14 protein-coding genes are annotated in these 16,490 nt (G+C 69.2%); 3 read left to right on the forward strand and 11 right to left on the reverse strand.

The annotated features are described in order from the left end of the window. Positions 1–2: 2 nt before the first annotated feature. The 3 genes from ACFYO2_RS03585 to ACFYO2_RS03595 are packed head-to-tail and all read right to left on the reverse strand — an operon-like array spanning position 3 to position 4,596. Positions 3–818: an HAD family hydrolase gene (locus ACFYO2_RS03585; protein ID WP_388343422.1), complete on the reverse strand. Its 816-nt coding sequence runs from the start codon at positions 816–818 to the stop codon at positions 3–5. Continuing rightward, positions 818–3,406: a phosphoribosyltransferase gene (locus ACFYO2_RS03590; protein ID WP_388343424.1), complete on the reverse strand. Its 2,589-nt coding sequence runs from the start codon at positions 3,404–3,406 to the stop codon at positions 818–820. The genes ACFYO2_RS03585 and ACFYO2_RS03590 overlap by 1 nt, the downstream gene beginning before the upstream one ends. A gap of 23 nt (positions 3,407–3,429) precedes the next feature. Beyond that, a complete protein-coding gene (locus tag ACFYO2_RS03595) occupies positions 3,430–4,596 on the reverse strand; it encodes an HpcH/HpaI aldolase/citrate lyase family protein (protein WP_388343426.1) in 1,167 nt (388 codons plus the stop codon). 198 nt (positions 4,597–4,794) lie between these two features. Between ACFYO2_RS03595 and ACFYO2_RS03600 the strand changes: the two genes are divergently transcribed. After that, positions 4,795–5,565, forward strand: coding sequence for a TerD family protein (locus ACFYO2_RS03600; RefSeq protein ID WP_388343429.1), 771 nt, complete (start codon positions 4,795–4,797; stop codon positions 5,563–5,565). A gap of 116 nt (positions 5,566–5,681) precedes the next feature. Here the strand turns inward: ACFYO2_RS03600 and ACFYO2_RS03605 are convergent, their stop codons facing one another. The 6 genes from ACFYO2_RS03605 to ACFYO2_RS03630 all read right to left on the reverse strand — a co-directional run bounded on the left by ACFYO2_RS03605 (position 5,682) and on the right by ACFYO2_RS03630 (position 10,096). Continuing rightward, positions 5,682–6,419 carry a Tellurium resistance gene (locus tag ACFYO2_RS03605; protein ID WP_388343432.1) on the reverse strand — a complete coding sequence of 246 codons (738 nt, stop codon included), beginning with the start codon at positions 6,417–6,419 and terminating at the stop codon, positions 5,682–5,684. A 94-nt stretch (positions 6,420–6,513) separates the two neighbouring features. Then, positions 6,514–7,659, reverse strand: coding sequence for a DUF475 domain-containing protein (locus tag ACFYO2_RS03610; RefSeq protein ID WP_388343434.1), 1,146 nt, complete (start codon positions 7,657–7,659; stop codon positions 6,514–6,516). 49 nt (positions 7,660–7,708) lie between these two features. Further along, entirely contained in the window at positions 7,709–8,284 is a 576-nt protein-coding gene (locus ACFYO2_RS03615; RefSeq protein ID WP_388343436.1) for a TerD family protein, read from the reverse strand. A 99-nt stretch (positions 8,285–8,383) separates the two neighbouring features. Beyond that, positions 8,384–8,959, reverse strand: coding sequence for a calcium homeostasis/redox stress adaptation protein (locus ACFYO2_RS03620; protein WP_388343438.1), 576 nt, complete (start codon positions 8,957–8,959; stop codon positions 8,384–8,386). A 113-nt stretch (positions 8,960–9,072) separates the two neighbouring features. After that, positions 9,073–9,531 (reverse strand): peroxiredoxin, encoded by a 459-nt coding sequence (locus ACFYO2_RS03625; protein WP_388343441.1) that lies wholly within the window; start codon positions 9,529–9,531, stop codon positions 9,073–9,075. A gap of 127 nt (positions 9,532–9,658) precedes the next feature. Then, entirely contained in the window at positions 9,659–10,096 is a 438-nt protein-coding gene (locus tag ACFYO2_RS03630) for a DUF3052 domain-containing protein (protein ID WP_217240558.1), read from the reverse strand. 370 nt (positions 10,097–10,466) lie between these two features. Here ACFYO2_RS03630 and aceE point away from each other — a divergent pair, with 370 nt between their 5' ends. Both aceE and ACFYO2_RS03640 read left to right on the forward strand, forming a co-directional pair. Beyond that, positions 10,467–13,214, forward strand: coding sequence for a pyruvate dehydrogenase (acetyl-transferring), homodimeric type (aceE, locus tag ACFYO2_RS03635; protein ID WP_388343444.1), 2,748 nt, complete (start codon positions 10,467–10,469; stop codon positions 13,212–13,214). 73 nt (positions 13,215–13,287) lie between these two features. Then, positions 13,288–14,025 (forward strand): potassium channel family protein, encoded by a 738-nt coding sequence (locus tag ACFYO2_RS03640; protein ID WP_388343447.1) that lies wholly within the window; start codon positions 13,288–13,290, stop codon positions 14,023–14,025. A gap of 140 nt (positions 14,026–14,165) precedes the next feature. Here the strand turns inward: ACFYO2_RS03640 and ACFYO2_RS03645 are convergent, their stop codons facing one another. Together ACFYO2_RS03645 and ACFYO2_RS03650 are read right to left on the reverse strand one after the other, a co-directional pair. Then, positions 14,166–14,474 (reverse strand): small hydrophobic protein, encoded by a 309-nt coding sequence (locus tag ACFYO2_RS03645; RefSeq protein ID WP_388343982.1) that lies wholly within the window; start codon positions 14,472–14,474, stop codon positions 14,166–14,168. A 369-nt stretch (positions 14,475–14,843) separates the two neighbouring features. Next, positions 14,844–16,463, reverse strand: a complete 1,620-nt coding sequence (locus ACFYO2_RS03650) for an MFS transporter (protein WP_388343449.1) — start codon at positions 16,461–16,463, stop codon at positions 14,844–14,846. Positions 16,464–16,490: the final 27 nt, after the last annotated feature.

Consider the following 16,490-nt stretch of genomic DNA (forward strand, 5'->3'; position numbering starts at 1 on the left):
CCTCAGACCGCCCCTTGCCGCGCCCCCCGCAGAAACTCCCGCAGGATCCGCTCCCCGGCCAGCACGCCCCGCTCCGGCAGCGCGCTGATCATCGGGGCGCTCCAGCCGGCGTCGGCCAGCTCGCCGTGGCCCGGGCGCCAGCCCCGGTCCGCCGCCAGGAGCAGGTCGGCGTCGAGGAGGGAGTCGCCGGCGGCGAGGGTGAGTTCGGCGCCGGTGCGGCGGGCGACCTCGCGCATGGCCGCGCTCTTGGTGAGCGGCTTCGGGACGGCGTAGATCTTGCGGCCCTGGAGGGAGACCGTCCAGCCGCGGTTCTCCGCCCAGACGGCGAGCTCCTTCACCCATTCCTCGGGGAGCAGTTCGCGCTCGACGACGAGGTACGCGAAGAGGTCCTCGGCGATGCGGTGCTTGCGTACCCAGAGCGGGTCGGCCGTCGTCATCAGGTGCTCGCGCACCTCGTCGAGCGGCGCGCACTCGTCGGCCAGCCGGGCCGTGACCCGCGCGTGCCAGTCGGGGTCGGAGACGCCGTCCACCAGGAGGTGCCCGCCGTTGGCGCAGATCGCGTAAGTGGGCGGCGGGCCGGGCAGGTTGATGCGCTGGTACTGCTTGCGGGTCCGGGTCGTCGTCGGGACGAAGAGCGCCGCGTCCCCGAGCTCGGCGAGCAGGGCGGCCGATGTCTCCGTCATGTACGACAGCGGCTTGCTCTCGTGCACCTCGACGCACAGCAGCCGGGGCGCCCGCGCGTCCGGCATGGTCAGCGCGAGGGCCGCCGCGGAGTAGATGAGCGTACGGTCGAGGTCACTCGCCACCAGCACCGGCATCAGACCGTCACCGCCCTGCCGTCGGCACCCGTCGCGCCCCGCGTGTACTTGGGGTGGATCAACCCCACGCAGGTGTATGGAAGTTCGGCGACCTCTTCCACCGGGACACCTCTCTGTTCGGCCAGCAGACGCACATGGTCGAGGTCGGCGCCCGCCCCGGCCCGCGCGAGGATCTTCCAGGGCACCCGGCGCAGCAGCACCCGGGTGGTCTCGCCGACGCCGGGCTTGACGAGGTTCACGTCGTGGATGCCGTACTCCTCGCTGATCCGCTCGACGGCCGCCCAGCCCTCCCAGGTCGGGGCGCGGTCGCCGGACAGCAGCTCCTTGGCCTGCGCGTCCACGGCGTCCACGACCTCGGGGAAGCGGGCGGCGACCGCGTCCAGGAAGGCCACCGACACGTCGGCGCCGGCGAGTTCGCGGTAGAACTTCGCGCCGTGGAAGTCGTTCGGGCCGACGAGGTCGGCGCGCAGGACGGTTCGCGAAATGAGGCCGGACACAGTGGAGTTGAGGCACGCGGACGGGATCAGGAAGTCCTCGCGGGTGCCGTACGTCCGCACGCACGAGCCCGGGTCGGCGAGCACCGCGATCTCCGGGTCGAAGCCGGCCGCGCCGCCGCCCGCCTCGAACTCCTTGACGGCGTCGGCGAGTTCGCGGGTGATGGCGCCCTTGCCGGTCCAGCCGTCGACGAAGACGACGTCGGCCGGGTCGTGGTGGGCGGCCAGCCAGCGCAGCGCGTTGGCGTCGATGCCGCGGCCGCGCACGATGGACACGGCGTAGTGCGGCAGCTCGAGGTCGTGCCGGTACTGGGCCCAGCGGCGCATCAGCACACCGATCGGCGTGCCCGCGCGGGCGAGCGAGACGAGTACCGGCCGGGGCGACCGCTCGGCGAGCACGAGCTCGGTGACCGCGCCCACCGCCAGCGCCAGCCGCCCCGCGGACGCCTCCAGCGCCGTGTGGAACAGCTCCTGGTACTGCTCGCTGGGCTGGTACTCCACCGGCAGCGACTCGGCGTAGTGTGCGCCGCCGCTCTGGATGGCCTCCTCGCGCTCCTCGGTCGGCGCCTCCAGCGTCACGTCCGAGAGGTCCTGGAGCAGCCAGCCGACCTCCTCGGGCGGGTACGAGGAGAAGGCGGGGCCACGGAGGGGCTCGGGCAGCATGGCGGGCCTTTCAGGGACATACAGAGGCTCGGGGACGTACGAGGGGACGACCGCGAGGACCACGTGCGGGGTGTGGGCGGCCAGCCGGTGCAAGAGGCCGTCGGGTGCGTGCAGTTCGGGGGTGTCGGCGGCCGAGTCGACGACGGCTATGACGGTGTCGAAGCCGCCGCCCGCCACGTTGTAGGCGTAGCGCTCGCCGGGGCCGTCGGCCGGGTCGTCGTGGGCGGGGAAGACGAGGCGGCTGCGGATGGCGTAGCCGGGGTCGTCGACCGCGAGGACGGGTGAGCGGGTGGTGGTGGAGTAGCGCACCTCGGCGTCCGCGACCTGCTCCAGCTCGCGGGCCAGCCGCAGCGGCGCGTACATCAGCTCCTCGAAGCCGAGGACGAGTACGCGCCGGGCCGTCGCGGGCAGCGCCTCGGCCAGCCGGGCGGCCATGGCGGGCAGCGCGCCCTCCAGACGTATTCGGTGCTGCGGAGTGAACCCGTGCCGCCCGCCGTCGGGCACTCCCCGGGGCCAGCGCAGGTCGACGCGGGCGATGCGGCCGTACGACCGCGAGGCGGTGGCGGCCGACTCGGACGCGTCAGCGGTCGCATGTGCGGACGGCTCGGACACGCTCCCGCGCCCGGGAGGCTCGGGCGCGGCACCATGCGTAGCCCACGGCTCGCGCGCGGCACCATGCGCAGCCGACGGCTCGGGCGCGGCACCGGCCGCCGCCTCGTGCCGGGTCACCAGCTCCTGCCCCTTCTCCAGCACCCCTTCCGGGAGCCGTACGGTCCCCGAGGCAGCCGCCACCAGGTCCACCCGGGCGCCGATCTCCCGTGCGAATTCCTCCAGACGGCCGGCGTCTGCCGCCGAGCGCATGTCGACGAGGGCGACCACCACATACCGTCCGCGCGGATAGCGTTCGTGCAGGTCGCGGATGGTGTTGAGGACCGTGTTCCCGGTGGAGAACTCGTCGTCGACCAGGACCAGCGGCCCGTTACCGACCAACAGCGCCGGGTCCTCCGGCAGCAGCAGGTGGGAGGTGGCGTGCGAGTGGGACTCCTCGAAGCCGCCGGCCGGGGCAAGGCCCTGGACGGGGCGGCGGGTGGAGTGCAGGTAGGGGGCGAGGCCCAGGCCGTCGGCGACCGAGTGGCCGAGGCCTGTGGCGGTCTCCGCGTAGCCGAGGACGACCGCGCGGCGGGCCTCGTCGGTGCCGAGCAGGTCGCGGACGCGGCGGCCGAGGGCGAAGCCGTGCCCGTAGACGACGGACGGCGACTGCGGGACGTGCTTGCCGAGCACGTTCGACACCAGCAGGTGCGCCCGCTTGGGGTTGCGGCGCAGTGCCAGTCCCAGCAGGTCGGTCAGCTCGTCGTCGCCCACCAGTTCGACACCGAGTCGCTCGGCGACCCAGCTGCCGGACCAGACGGCGTTGTTCACTGCGTGGTTCATGCGTCCCTTGTTGTTAAGCGATGTCACTCGGGGATTCCGGCCGCAAGCAGCTCGACGAAGCCGATGTCCTCGTTCGCCACACCGAACACCTCGGCGCGCAGCAGGGTCCGCTCGGCCCAGGCGCGATGCGGCTTCACTTCATTCATTTTGTTCGTGTACGCCGACTTCAGCACACCGCCGCCACCGCGTTCGGGGCGCAGGATGTCCTGAGCGTCACTGAACTCCTCGTGGCTGACCACGGAGAGTGCGTGCACGGGCAGCACGTGGGAGGGGTGGATGCAGGTCTTGCCCTGCAGGCCGTTGGCCTGGTCGAGGGTGATCTCGCGCAGCAGACCGTCCATGGCGTGCTCGATGAGCGCCTCGCGCAGCTCCTCGGCCTGGCCCTCCAGGAAGGGGCTGCGGCGCAGCTGCGGCTTGAACATGCGCTCCTGGACGCGGAAGTACTCCCACACCGGCCCGGTCACCGTGAATCCGGTGCCGTCGGCCCGGCCCATCATGTTCACCACGTCGGCGATCACGGAGGCGACGACCTGGACGTCGTAGGCGGTCATGTCGGGCGCTCTGCGCAGGCCGTACGAGGAGCAGAAGTCGGTGACGCCCAGGCGCAGCGCCAGGACGCGCTCGCGGTACTTGTCGACCGCGCGGGAGATGCCCTCCAGGGTCTCCACCCGCGACTCCCGGTACAGCAGCTCGGGCGACTCGAGGACGGGCATCGCGAAGAGCCGCCGCCCGCTCGCCGTCTCGGCGGTCGCCAGCGCCTCCAGGAACGGGATGCCGCGCTCCTCGGTGAACTTCGGCAGCACGAACCCGGACAGCAGCCGGGCGGCGGGGCCCAGACGTCGTACGAGGTCGGGGATCTGCTCGGCCGTGCGGACCCGGATGAACAGCAGCGGCAGGTCCATGCCGTCGTGTGCGGCGAGGTCGGTGAACTGTCGTACGAGGTTCTCCTCGGCGTCCGCGACGTCCTCGTCGCCGATCGAGTCCTCCAGGCACAGCACCATCGAGACCACGCCGCGTCCGGTCTGCTTGACGATGTCGTCGGCGAGCCGAGGCCGGGTGGCCGGACTGTAGAGCGTGGCACCCAGGGCCACGGAGAGCAGCCGGGCCGAGGAGTCCGCGCCGAACTCGCACGGCTCCTGGTGGAAGAGGCGCTGCCGCACCTCAGGGGCGATGTGCCCGAAATGACGCATAGAACTCCCCCGTGGACGCTGATGGACTCCTGCGGGCTGTCCACAGGTGGCCGGTAATAGTACGTAGGGATCCATGTCATAGGTTCCCGCACGGCATGAATTTCAGGTAACGCGAACACGCACAGCCAAACACAGCCGCCCCCATGGATCTGCGACCCCGCGTTGTCGTGAGCAGGACCGAGAGGGCAGGATGACCGCATGACGCACGCGATGCTGAAGGGGTCGAACGTCCCGCTCGAAGCCACCACGGTACGCGCCGTGCTGCGCTGGGCGCCCGGGCAGGGGAGCCCGGTCGTCGACGCGTCGGCGCTGCTCCTCGGCCCCGACGGTCGTGTGCGATCCGACGAGGACTTCGTCTTCTACAACCAGCCCCGCCATCCCTCCGGAAAGGTCTGGCTGCTCGGCAAGAAACGCGTCGCCGAGGGCCCCACGGATACGATCCAGACAGATCTGGCCGGTGTCGAGTCCGATGTCAGCCGGATTCTGCTGGTCGCTTCCGCGGACGACGTCACCTTCGACCGCGTACAGGGCCTGCGCATCCTGCTGTACGACGCCACCGAGGCCGACGGCGAGCCGCTGGCCCACTTCGACATCAAGCCGGAGACCGGCGAGGAGACCGCGCTGATCTGCGGCGAGCTGTACCGCCGCGGGGAGGGCTGGAAGTTCCGCGCCCTGGGCGAGGGCTATTCCAACGGCCTCCAGGGCCTCGCCACCGACTTCGGCATCGCGGTGGACGAGTCGGACCAGCAGGAGACGCCCGACGAGCCCGTGGCCCAGTCGGCACCGGAAGTCTCCCAGCCGCTGCCCCCGGAACAGTCCACGATGGTCCCGACCCAGCCGGCCTACGGCTACCCCCTGCAGCCCGCCGCCACGGTCCAGCCGGCGTACGGCTATCCACAACCGGTGACGGCGGTCGCTGCCCATGAGTTCCGGCTGCCGCCCCAGGGCCCCCAGTTCATCGGGCGCTAGGGCAACGCCCCCAGGGGCGGGGCCGCATCGGTATGCGGCTCCGCCGCGTGGGCGCGACCAGCCCGGCGAGCTCGCACGCGCCACTCAACACAAGACCCCGAGCTGCTGGGCGACCATCACCGCTCAGCCTTCGCCTTATAGCCCCGCCCCCACTGCAACCCCCACCCGTACAACCGGTCCAGCTCCGCCTGGAATCCGTAGACGAACTTCACCTCACGCCGGACCACCAGCTCCCCCTTCACGTTCTCGATCAGCACCACCGCACACGACCGGGCCTGTGGATGGCGCTCGTCGAGGCCTATCTCGATCCGCGGACCGTTGCTCGGATACAGCGTGACGATCGCGTGGGTACGGTCGAACGCCGGTGTCTGGTCGTAGATGTACACGAACACCAGCAGCCGCTTTATCTCGTCCCGGTGGTCGAGGTTGACGTACATCGTCTCGCCGGACGCCGACCCGAAGCGGTCGTCCCCGCTGAGCTTCACGTACGGCGCCCCGTTGATCTCCCCGAGGTAGCCCCCGAGCGGCTGCACAACCCCCTTCGTGCCGTCCTGGAGCTCGTACAGGCACCCCAGGTCGAGGTCGACGTTGACCATGCTCTGGCTGTGCCCGAGGACCTCCGGCGGCCTGAGCGCCCTGAAGGGGTGCCGCAGCAGACTCTCCCGCTGCGAGCCGCCGAGGTCGGACGTCCGCATCCGCCAGGCCAGGTTGACGCGCAGGTGCCCGGTGGCGGCGCCCTGCTTGGTGAGGGACACCTGGCTGTGCCTTTTGGTCAGCTCGATGGAATTGGTCGCCGCGTTGCCCGAGTCGAACTCGGACTCGCGCCCGCGCCGGAGCCCGTCGAAGAAACCCATTCCCGCCCCACCTTCACGTCAAAGACCGGCGGGGCGGCACCGAGGAGTCGCCTCGACGCCGCCCCGCACAGAGCGTTCCTCACCCCGAGGGGTGTCACACCCCGGACGAGACCTCAGTCTTGTCGTCCGAGCCCGCTTTTCCCTCGGCCGCTGCCAGTGCCTTGTTGCGGCGCACGGAGGACCAGAAGGACCATCCGATCAGGAACACACCGATGAAACCGGTGATGAGCTCGCTGATCTGGTACTGGATGGTGACCAGAAGGATCACGGCGAGGGCGCCGATCGCGTAGTGCGCGCCGTGCTCCAGGTAGACGTAGTCGTCGAGGGTGCCCTGGCGGACCAGGTACACGGTCAACGACCGGACGTACATCGCGCCGATGCCCAGACCCAGCGCCATCAGGACGATGTCGTTGGTGATGGCGAAGGCGCCGATCACGCCGTCGAAGGAGAACGACGCGTCCAGGACCTCAAGGTAGAGGAACATGAAGAACGCGGCCTTGCCGGCCAGGACGACCGCCGAGCGTGGCTTGCCCTGCCGTTCGGCTGCTTCCTCCTGCTCGTGTTCGCGCTCCTCCTCCTCTTCGAGCCGGTCCTCGAAGTAGCCCGAGAGGCCACCCACGATCATGTAGGTGATCAGGCCCGCGATGCCGGCGAGGAGGACGGTCTCCCCCTTGTCGGCATGCGCGCCGCCGTGCTGGTGGGCGTGGGTGGCGAAGGTCATCGCGGAGATGAGCAGCACGATCAGGGCGATGCAGACCGACAGCATGTCGACCTTGCCGAGCTTGGCGAGCGGCCGCTCCAGCCAGCCCAGCCACTTGATGTCACGGTCCTCGAAGATGAAGTCGAGGAAGATCATGAGCAGGAACATGCCACCGAAGGCGGCGATCGACGGGTGCGCGTCGGTCACCAGCTGCTGGTAGCGGTCCTTGTCGGTGAGAGCGAGGTCGACGGCTTCGATGGGCCCCATCGAGGCGCTGACGGCGACGATGACGACGGGGAAGACCAGCCGCATGCCGAAGACGGCGATGAGAACGCCGACGGTGAGGAAGATCTTCTGCCAGAAGGCACTCATCTTCTTCAGGATTCCGGCGTTGACCACTGCGTTGTCGAAGGACAGCGAGATCTCGAGGACGGAGAGGATCGCCACGATACCGAAGCCGGTCCACCCCCCGTAGAAGACCGCCGCGACGAGGCCGACCGCGGTGACCGCGAACGACCAGCCGAAGGTTTTCAGAACCACTGGCTACCCAATCCTGTAAGTACGGGTCACTACCTCGCCGTACTCGGCTTTACGAAACGTTGACTCCGAAGTCTAGAGCGATGCCCCGCAGGCCCGACGCGTACCCCTGCCCCACGGCCCGGAACTTCCATTCGCCCTGGTAACGGTAGAGCTCGCCGAAGATCATCGCTGTCTCGGTGGAGGCGTCCTCGCTGAGGTCGTAGCGGGCGAGTTCCTGGCCGTCCGCCTGGTTGACCACGCGGATGAAGGCGTTGCTGACCTGGCCGAAGGTCTGGCCCCGGTTGTCGGCGTCATGGATCGACACCGGGAAGACGATCTTGTCGCACTGCGGCGGCACCTTGGAGAGGTCGACCAGGATCGACTCGTCGTCGCCCTCGCCCTCACCGGTGAGGTTGTCACCGGTGTGCTCGACCGAGCCGTCCATGCTCTTGAGCTGGTTGTAGAAGATGAAGTACTCGTCGCCCAGCACCCGCCCGTTGTTGCACATCAGCGCGCTGGCATCGAGGTCGAAGGGCGCGCCGGTGGTGGAGCGCGCGTCCCAGCCGAGCCCGACCATCACCTGGGTGAGGTTGGGTGCGGCCTTGGACAGGGAGACATTGCCTCCCTTGGCGAGCGTGACGCCCATGTTGCTGGTCCCTCCCCGAGATGTTCCTTCTCTGCTGTCCTGCACGTCCGGCGCCGCACGCAAACGGTGCGGCACCGGACGTTGAGACCCGAGGGCCGGTCAGACGTTGACGCCGAAGTCCTGGGCGATGCCGCGCAGGCCCGAGGCGTAGCCCTGGCCGATGGCGCGGAACTTCCACTCGGGGCCGTTGCGGTAGAGCTCGCCGAAGACCATGGCGGTCTCGGTGGAGGCGTCCTCGGACAGGTCGTACCGGGCGATCTCGGCGCCGCCCGCCTGGTTCACGACGCGGATGAACGCGTTGCGGACCTGGCCGAAGGACTGCTGGCGGTTCTCGGCGTCATAGATCGACACCGGGAAGACGATCTTGTCGACATCGGCCGGGACAGTGGCGAGGTTGACCTTGATCTGCTCGTCGTCGCCCTCGCCCTCACCGGTGAGGTTGTCACCGGTGTGCTCGACCGAGCCGTCCGGGCTCTTGAGGTTGTTGAAGAAGATGAAGTGCGCGTCGCTGGCGACCTTCCCGGACGCGTCCAGCAGCAGTGCGCTGGCGTCCAGGTCGAAGTCGGTGCCGGTGGTGGTGCGGATGTCCCACCCCAGACCGACGATGACCGCGGTCATGCCCGGGGCTTCCTTGGTCAGCGATACGTTGCCGCCCTTGCTGAGGCTGACTCCCACGAGTCCTCCATTGGTGTCCAGGGGCTGGGAGCCCCGCCGTGCGTTCGATGTCGGATCAACGATCCGATCCTAGTGACGGGTTCCCGCACCACGCATGGCATGGAGCCGAAGAATCACAGGGTGTCGAGCGCCTTGACGTACTCGTTCAGGTCACGTGCGTCCGGGAGGGCGTTGACGACGGTCCAGCGCACGAGGCCCTCCTTGTCGATGACGAAGGTGCCGCGCACCGCGCAGCCCTTGTCCTCGGCGAATACGCCGTACGCGCGGGAGACCTCGCCGTGCGGCCAGAAGTCGCTGAGCAGCGGGTAGTCCAGCCCCTCCTGCTCGGCGAAGACGCGCAGGGTGTGGATGGAGTCGTTCGAGACGGCGAGCAGCTGGGTGTCGCGGTCGGAGAACTGCGGCAGGTGGTCGCGCAGCTCGCACAGCTCGCCGGTGCACACGCCCGTGAAGGCGAAGGGGTAGAAGAGCAGTACGACGTTCTTGCTGCCGCGGAAGTCGGACAGCTTCACGGTCGCGCCGTGGTTGTCCTTGAGCTCGAAGTCGGGGGCCTTTTCGCCGACCTGGATCGCCATCGCCTCGGATGTCCCTTCGTGGGCTGTTCGGGTGAGAACACCCTACGCAGCGATCACCGAGGGCCTTCGGACGGGCTGGGGGTCTCGGCCACTGCCGAGTGCGATCCAGCCCGTCCGGCGCTGCGGGCTACTTCTTGGACTTCGCGGCCTTCGGCGTCACCAGCCGGCTGCCGCTCCAGTCCTTGCCGACGCTGACGCTCTTGGACGCGGACAGCCCTGCCGTGGTCGCGGCTTCAGAGATGTCGCTCGGCTCCACGTAGCCGTCCCGGCCGGTCTTCGGGGTCAGCAGCAGGATCGAACCGCCCTCTTCGATGTACGTGATGGCATCCACCAGTACATCGGTCAGGTCGCCGTCCTCGTCGCGGAACCACAGCACAACGGCGTCGGCGACGTCGTCGTATTCCTCGTCCACGAGGTCTGTGCCGATGACTTCCTCAATGGCCTCGCGGAGTTCCTGGTCTACGTCGTCGTCGTAGCCGATCTCCTGGACCACCTGCTCGGGCTGGAACCCCAGCCTGACGGCAGGGTTCGTCCGCTCCTCCGCGTGGTCCGCGGTCGCGCTCACGGGTTGCCTCCTGATCATGTCTTGGTGAATGTCTAGCCACGCGCGTGCGCGAAGCATTGGCCGTAGTCCACACGGGCGGGACGGATCGCGCAAGTACCCGGCCGTTCGGACCGCCGAAACGGTGACGATACCGGCCGTGTCGCCGCAACCTACGGCACACCACCCAGGATGGAGGTGACGCAACCCACACCCATGTGCCCTGTTTGTGCGTTTGGGAACCCTCCTTGAGTGCGCCCGTGCCTACCAGGCTCTGATTACCTCACAGTAGAGATGACGTTTGCGACGCCGAGGTACACGATGGGGAACGGTGCAGGCATGGAAACCCCGAGAAAACCCTCGCAAAGCAGCCCTCTGACAGGTAAGGAACAGCGTGGCTTCCGGATCCGATCGCAATCCGATCATCATTGGCGGCCTTCCGAGTCAGGTTCCTGACTTCGATCCCGAGGAGACCCAGGAGTGGCTCGACTCCCTCGACGCCGCCGTGGACGAGCGGGGCCGGGAGCGGGCCCGCTACCTGATGCTCCGGCTCATCGAGCGCGCCCGCGAGAAGCGCGTGGCCGTGCCCGAGATGCGCAGCACGGACTACGTCAACACCATCCCGACCAGGGCTGAGCCGTTCTTCCCGGGCAACGAGGAGATCGAGCGCCGGATCCTGAACGCGACCCGGTGGAACGCCGCGGTGATGGTCTCGCGCGCCCAGCGGCCCGGCATCGGCGTCGGCGGCCACATCGCCACCTTCGCCTCCTCGGCCTCGCTGTACGACGTCGGCTTCAACCACTTCTTCCGCGGCAAGGACGAGGGCGACGGCGGCGACCAGGTCTTCTTCCAGGGGCACGCCTCCCCGGGCATCTACGCCCGCGCGTACATGCTGGACCGGCTCAGCGAGCAGCACCTGGACGGTTTCCGCCAGGAGAAGTCGAAGGCGCCGTACGGCCTGTCCAGCTACCCCCATCCGCGGCTGATGCCGGACTTCTGGGAGTTCCCGACCGTGTCGATGGGCCTCGGCCCGATCGGCGCGATCTTCCAGGCCCGGATGAACCGCTACATGCACGCGCGCGAGATCGCGGACACCTCGAAGTCGCATGTGTGGGCGTTCCTGGGTGACGGCGAGATGGACGAGCCCGAGTCGCTCGGCCAGCTGTCCATCGCCGCCCGCGAGGGCCTGGACAACCTCACCTTCGTCGTCAACTGCAACCTCCAGCGGCTCGACGGGCCGGTGCGCGGCAACGGCAAGATCATCCAGGAGCTGGAGTCGATCTTCCGCGGTGCCGGCTGGAACGTGATCAAGCTGGTGTGGGACCGCACCTGGGACCCGCTGCTGGCGCAGGACCGCGACGGCGTCCTGGTCAACAAGATGAACACCACGCCGGACGGGCAGTTCCAGACGTACGCCACCGAGACCGGCGCCTACATCCGCGACCACTTCTTCGGCGACGACCACCGGCTGCGCGCGATGGTCGAGAACATGACCGACGACCAGATCCTGCACCTGGGCCGCGGCGGTCACGACCACCGGAAGATCTTCGCGGCGTACCAGGCGGCCGTGGAGCACAAGGGCCAGCCGACCGTGATCCTCGCCAAGACGATCAAGGGCTGGACGCTGGGCCCGAACTTCGAGGGCCGCAACGCCACGCACCAGATGAAGAAGCTGACGGTCGCCGACCTCAAGGGCTTCCGCGACCGGCTGCACCTGCCGATCTCCGACCAGGAACTGGAGTCGGGCCCGCCGCCCTACTACCACCCGGGCCGGGACTCGGAGGAGATCCAGTACATGCACGACCGCCGGCGCGGCCTCGGCGGCTACGTCCCGACGCGCGTCGTGCGCGCGCAGCCGCTCGCGCTGCCGGACGACAAGACGTACGCGACCGTGAGGAAGGGCTCGGGCCAGCAGTCCATCGCGACGACCATGGCCTTCGTCCGTCTCCTCAAGGACCTCATGCGGGACAAGGAGATCGGCAAGCGGTTCGTGCTGATCGCGCCGGACGAGTACCGCACCTTCGGTATGGACTCGTTCTTCCCGAGCGCGAAGATCTACAACCCGCTCGGCCAGCAGTACGAGGCCGTGGACCGCGACCTGCTGCTCGCGTACAAGGAGTCGCCGACCGGGCAGATGCTGCACGACGGCATCTCCGAGGCGGGCTGCACGGCCTCGCTGATCGCCGCGGGCTCGGCGTACGCCACGCACGGCGAGCCGCTCATCCCGGTGTACGTCTTCTACTCGATGTTCGGTTTCCAGCGCACCGGCGACCAGTTCTGGCAGATGTCGGACCAGTTGGCGCGCGGCTTCGTGCTGGGTGCGACCGCCGGCCGTACGACTCTGACCGGTGAAGGGCTCCAGCACGCGGACGGCCACTCGCAGCTGCTCGCCTCGACCAACCCGGGCTGCGTCGCGTACGACCCGGCCTACGGCTTCGAGATCGCGCACATCGTGCAGGACGGTCTGCGCCGGATGTACGGCGAGACCGCCGACGGCGAAGCGGGCGAGAACGTCTTCTACTACCTCACCGTCTACAACGAGCCGATCCAGCACCCGGCCGAGCCGGACAACGTGGACGTCGAGGGCATCGTCAAGGGCATCCACCGCTTCGCGGAGGGCACTTCGGGGTCGATCCCGGCGCAGATCATGGCGTCCGGTGTGGCCGTTCCCTGGGCGGTCGAGGCGCAGAGGATCCTCGCCGAGGAGTGGAACGTGAAGGCCGACGTCTGGTCGGCGACCTCCTGGAACGAGCTGCGGCGCGAGGCCGTGGCGTGCGAGGAGCACAACCTGCTGCACCCCGAGGAGGAGCAGCGGGTGCCGTACGTGACGCGGAAGCTGACCGGCGCTCAGGGACCGTTCGTGGCCGTGTCCGACTGGATGCGATCGGTTCCGGACCAGATCGCGCGGTGGGTGCCGGGGGCGTACCAGTCGCTGGGCGCGGACGGCTTCGGCTTCGCCGACACGCGCGGGGCGGCACGCCGTTACTTCCACATCGACGCGCAGTCGATCGTGGTGGGCGTGCTGACCGAGCTGGCCAAGGAGGGCAAGGTCGACCGGTCGGCGCTGAAGCAGGCCATCGACCGCTACCAGCTGCTCGACGTCTCGGCGGCGGACCCGGGGGCCGCGGGCGGCGACGCGTAGCGGTGCATTGATCGGTGAAGGGCGGTGGGGCCTGGTGTCCCCACCGCCCTTACCGCTTCTTTACGATGCGGTCATGAAGGAACAAACGGCGCAGGCGCGTTGGGAACGGCGCACCCAGCGGCCTCTGCTGGCGTTCGCGGTGCTGTTCGCCGTCGCCTACGCCGTGCCCATCGTGGTCAACCCGGCGAGCAAGTCGCTGACCCTCGCCTGCACGGTGGTCGAGTGGGTGGTGTGGGGTGCCTTCGCCGTCGACTACCTGGTGCGGCTGGCGCTCACGCACGACCGCCGGCGGTTCGTACGGACGCACTGGCTGGACCTGTGCGCGGTGGTGATGCCGCTGATCCAGCCGCTCAGGCTGCTGCGGCTGGTGTCGACGCTGGTGCTGGTGCAGCGGCGGGCGCGGATGGCCTCGCAGATCCGGCTGACGACGTATGTGGCGGGGGCGGTGGTCGGGCTGCTGATGTTCGGGTCGCTGGCCGTGCTGTCGGTGGAGCGGGAGTCGGCGGACGGGAACATCAGGACACTGGGTGACGCGGTGTGGTGGTCGTTCACGACGATGACGACCGTGGGGTACGGCGATCACGCGCCGACCACCGGGCTCGGGCGGGTGATCGCCGTGGGGCTGATGCTGTCCGGGATCGCCCTGCTGGGTGTGGTGACCGCGAACATCGCCGCGTGGTTCATCGCGCGGTTCGAGAAGGACGATGTGGAGGAGCGGCGGCAGACGGAGGCGATCCGTGTGCTGACCGACGAGGTGCGAGCGCTCCGGGCGGAGATCGCGGCGATGCGGGAGCGGTCGGAACGGGTCTGAGGCAGCCTCGACCACCCACCACGATCCGGGCGCCCGGAACACGGGACCTGCGCGCCCAGGCCCCGCCCGGGATCGCGGGCCCGGGCACAAGGGCGGGCCCCCGGCGTCCCACCGGGGGCCCTTCCCTCACTCGCCCCGGGTCAGAACATGCCCGTGCCCGGGGTTGCCGCTCCGGCGAGCCAGATGACCGCCAGGAGCGTGTCGATGGCGCCCAGTACGAGGGCGACCAGGGCCGGGACGGGGCGGGTGCCCGCCCAACTGCGCCCCATGGCTAGCCAGCCGCAGACGATCGCGACGGGGCCGAGGATGATCCCCAGCACGAAGAATCCGGCGATCGCGCAGATGACTCCGATGATTCCGAGCGTCGCGCGATCCGGCCCGCTCCGTGACCACGTCCGGCTACGTGAGCGGGGGTACCTGCGCGTTCCGTGTCCGAAGCCCGCCATCATCAACTCCATGAACCCCTAGGTTGGTTGGGTTCTTTCGGGTTCACGATGCGAGTACCCCCGATGCGGCACCCAATCCTCCGGCCTTGCGGCGCGCCGCCCCCCTCCGGCAGCGCGCCGCAGATCCGGTCGCCCTCATACGTCGTACGAGCGTCCCGAACTTGCCTGGGGAACATGCTGTACCGGCGGGCTTGACCCACTGTGACCTGCGGCGCGTACCGAGGGCGAGGAATCTTTAGCGTTGTCACCCTGATAGGGGAACTCCGCCTGTTTCTCCCGGGGTTCGGAAGGGCCACGGGGTTCGGAAAGGGCCCCGGGTTCGGAAAGGGCGAGGTGCCGGCGTCAGATGTGCCCGACGCCCGCGCCCCGGCGTCAGATGTGCCCGACGCCCGCGCCCGCCTCCGCGTTCTCGCCGCGCTTGGTGAGCATGGCGACCAGGACGGCGACGACGGCGACTCCGGCGGCGACCAGGGACGCCAGGCTCATGCCGGAGACGAAGGTGTCGTGCGCGACGTCGGTGATCTTCGCGGCGATCGCCTCGGGCGTGCCCTTGGCGACCGGTGGCACACCGACCTGGACCGCTTCGGAGGCCTGGTCGAGCTGGGCCGGCGTGAGGTCCGGGAGTCCCGCGTCCTTCCAGTTGCCCGCGAGGTCGCTGTCCACCTTGGAGGCCATCACGGCACCCAGGACGGCCGTGCCGAGGCTGCCGCCGATCTGCATCGCGGCCTGCTGGAGTCCGCCTGCGACACCGGAGAGCTCCATCGGGGCGTTGCCGACGATGACTTCGGTGGCGCCGACCATCACGGGCGCGAGGCCGAGGCCCAGCAGGGCGAACCAGAGCGACATGAGGCCGCTGCCGGTGCCCGCGTCCAGTGTGGACATCCCGAACATGGCGATCGCGACGGCGGCCATGCCGCCGGCCAGCGGGACGCGCGGGCCCAGCTTGGTGATCATCGCGCCCGCGAGCGGGGAGCCGACGATCATCATCCCGGTGAGCGGGAGCAGGTGCAGACCGGCGTCGATCGGGCTCATACCGTGCACGTTCTGCAGATAGAAGGTGACGAAGAACAGGCCGCCCATGAAGGCGATCGCCATGAGGACCATGAGGACGACACCCGCCGACAGCGGCAGGGAGCGGAACAGCGTCAGCGGGATCAGCGGCTCCTTGACCTTCGTCTCCCAGAGGGCGAAGAGCGCGAAGCCGACGACGGACGCGAGGACGAACGTCCAGGTCGTGCCGGCGCCCCAGCCCCACTCCGGGGCCTTGATGAGCGCCCACACCAGGCAGAACATGGCGGCCGACAGCAGGGCGATGCCCAGGATGTCGAAGGAGCGCGGGGCGTTCTCGGCGCGGTGGTCGAGCAGGATGAACACGCCGAGGGCGACGGCGAGGATGCCGACCGGCACGTTGATGAAGAACACCGACTGCCAGTTGACCTGCTCGACCAGGACGCCGCCGAGGATCGGGCCGCCCGCGGTGGAGGCGCCGATGACCATGCCCCAGATGCCGATGGCCATGTTGAGCTTCTCGGCCGGGAAGGTCGCGCGCAGCAGGCCGAGCGCGGCCGGCATCAGCAGCGCGCCGAACACGCCCTGCAGGACCCGGAAGGCGACGACCGGCGCGATGCTGTCGGACAGGCCGATGGCCCCCGAGGCGGCGGCGAAGCCGATCACGCCGATCAGGAAGGTCTGGCGGTGGCCGAAGCGGTCACCGAGCTTGCCCGCGGTGATCAGGGAGACCGCGAGGGCGAGGAAGTATCCGTTGGTGATCCACTGGACGTCGGCGAAGCTCGCCTTCAGGTCCGACTGGATGGCCGGGTTGGCGATGGCCACGATGGTGCCGTCCAGGGCCACCATCATGACCCCGACCGCGACGGTTATGAGGGTGAACCAGGGATGGCCGCGCAGTCCGGAGGCAGGCGACCGGTCCGACGGGGCTGATGGCGCCTTGTCCCCCGGCCCCGTCGTGTCGATGGTGGTCTGACTAGTCATGCGCTCGAGGCTAATGACAGCAGCTGA

The sequence above is a fragment of the Streptomyces sp. NPDC006602 genome, assembly GCF_042870385.1.
Taxonomy (GTDB): Bacteria; Actinomycetota; Actinomycetes; order Streptomycetales; family Streptomycetaceae; genus Streptomyces.

What these genes read in the sequence shown, in the direction of transcription:
- ACFYO2_RS03645 (WP_388343982.1), bottom strand. Translation starts at nt 14,474, where the DNA reads ATGATGGCGGGCTTCGGACACGGAACGCGCAGGTACCCCCGCTCACGT.
- ACFYO2_RS03590 (WP_388343424.1), bottom strand. Translation starts at nt 3,406, where the DNA reads ATGAACCACGCAGTGAACAACGCCGTCTGGTCCGGCAGCTGGGTCGCC.
- ACFYO2_RS03600 (WP_388343429.1), top strand. Translation starts at nt 4,795, where the DNA reads ATGACGCACGCGATGCTGAAGGGGTCGAACGTCCCGCTCGAAGCCACC.
- ACFYO2_RS03595 (WP_388343426.1), bottom strand. Translation starts at nt 4,596, where the DNA reads ATGCGTCATTTCGGGCACATCGCCCCTGAGGTGCGGCAGCGCCTCTTC.
- ACFYO2_RS03585 (WP_388343422.1), bottom strand. Translation starts at nt 818, where the DNA reads ATGCCGGTGCTGGTGGCGAGTGACCTCGACCGTACGCTCATCTACTCC.
- ACFYO2_RS03615 (WP_388343436.1), bottom strand. Translation starts at nt 8,284, where the DNA reads ATGGGCGTCACGCTCGCCAAGGGAGGCAATGTCTCCCTGTCCAAGGCC.
- ACFYO2_RS03650 (WP_388343449.1), bottom strand. Translation starts at nt 16,463, where the DNA reads ATGACTAGTCAGACCACCATCGACACGACGGGGCCGGGGGACAAGGCG.
- ACFYO2_RS03640 (WP_388343447.1), top strand. Translation starts at nt 13,288, where the DNA reads ATGAAGGAACAAACGGCGCAGGCGCGTTGGGAACGGCGCACCCAGCGG.
- ACFYO2_RS03605 (WP_388343432.1), bottom strand. Translation starts at nt 6,419, where the DNA reads ATGGGTTTCTTCGACGGGCTCCGGCGCGGGCGCGAGTCCGAGTTCGAC.
- ACFYO2_RS03625 (WP_388343441.1), bottom strand. Translation starts at nt 9,531, where the DNA reads ATGGCGATCCAGGTCGGCGAAAAGGCCCCCGACTTCGAGCTCAAGGAC.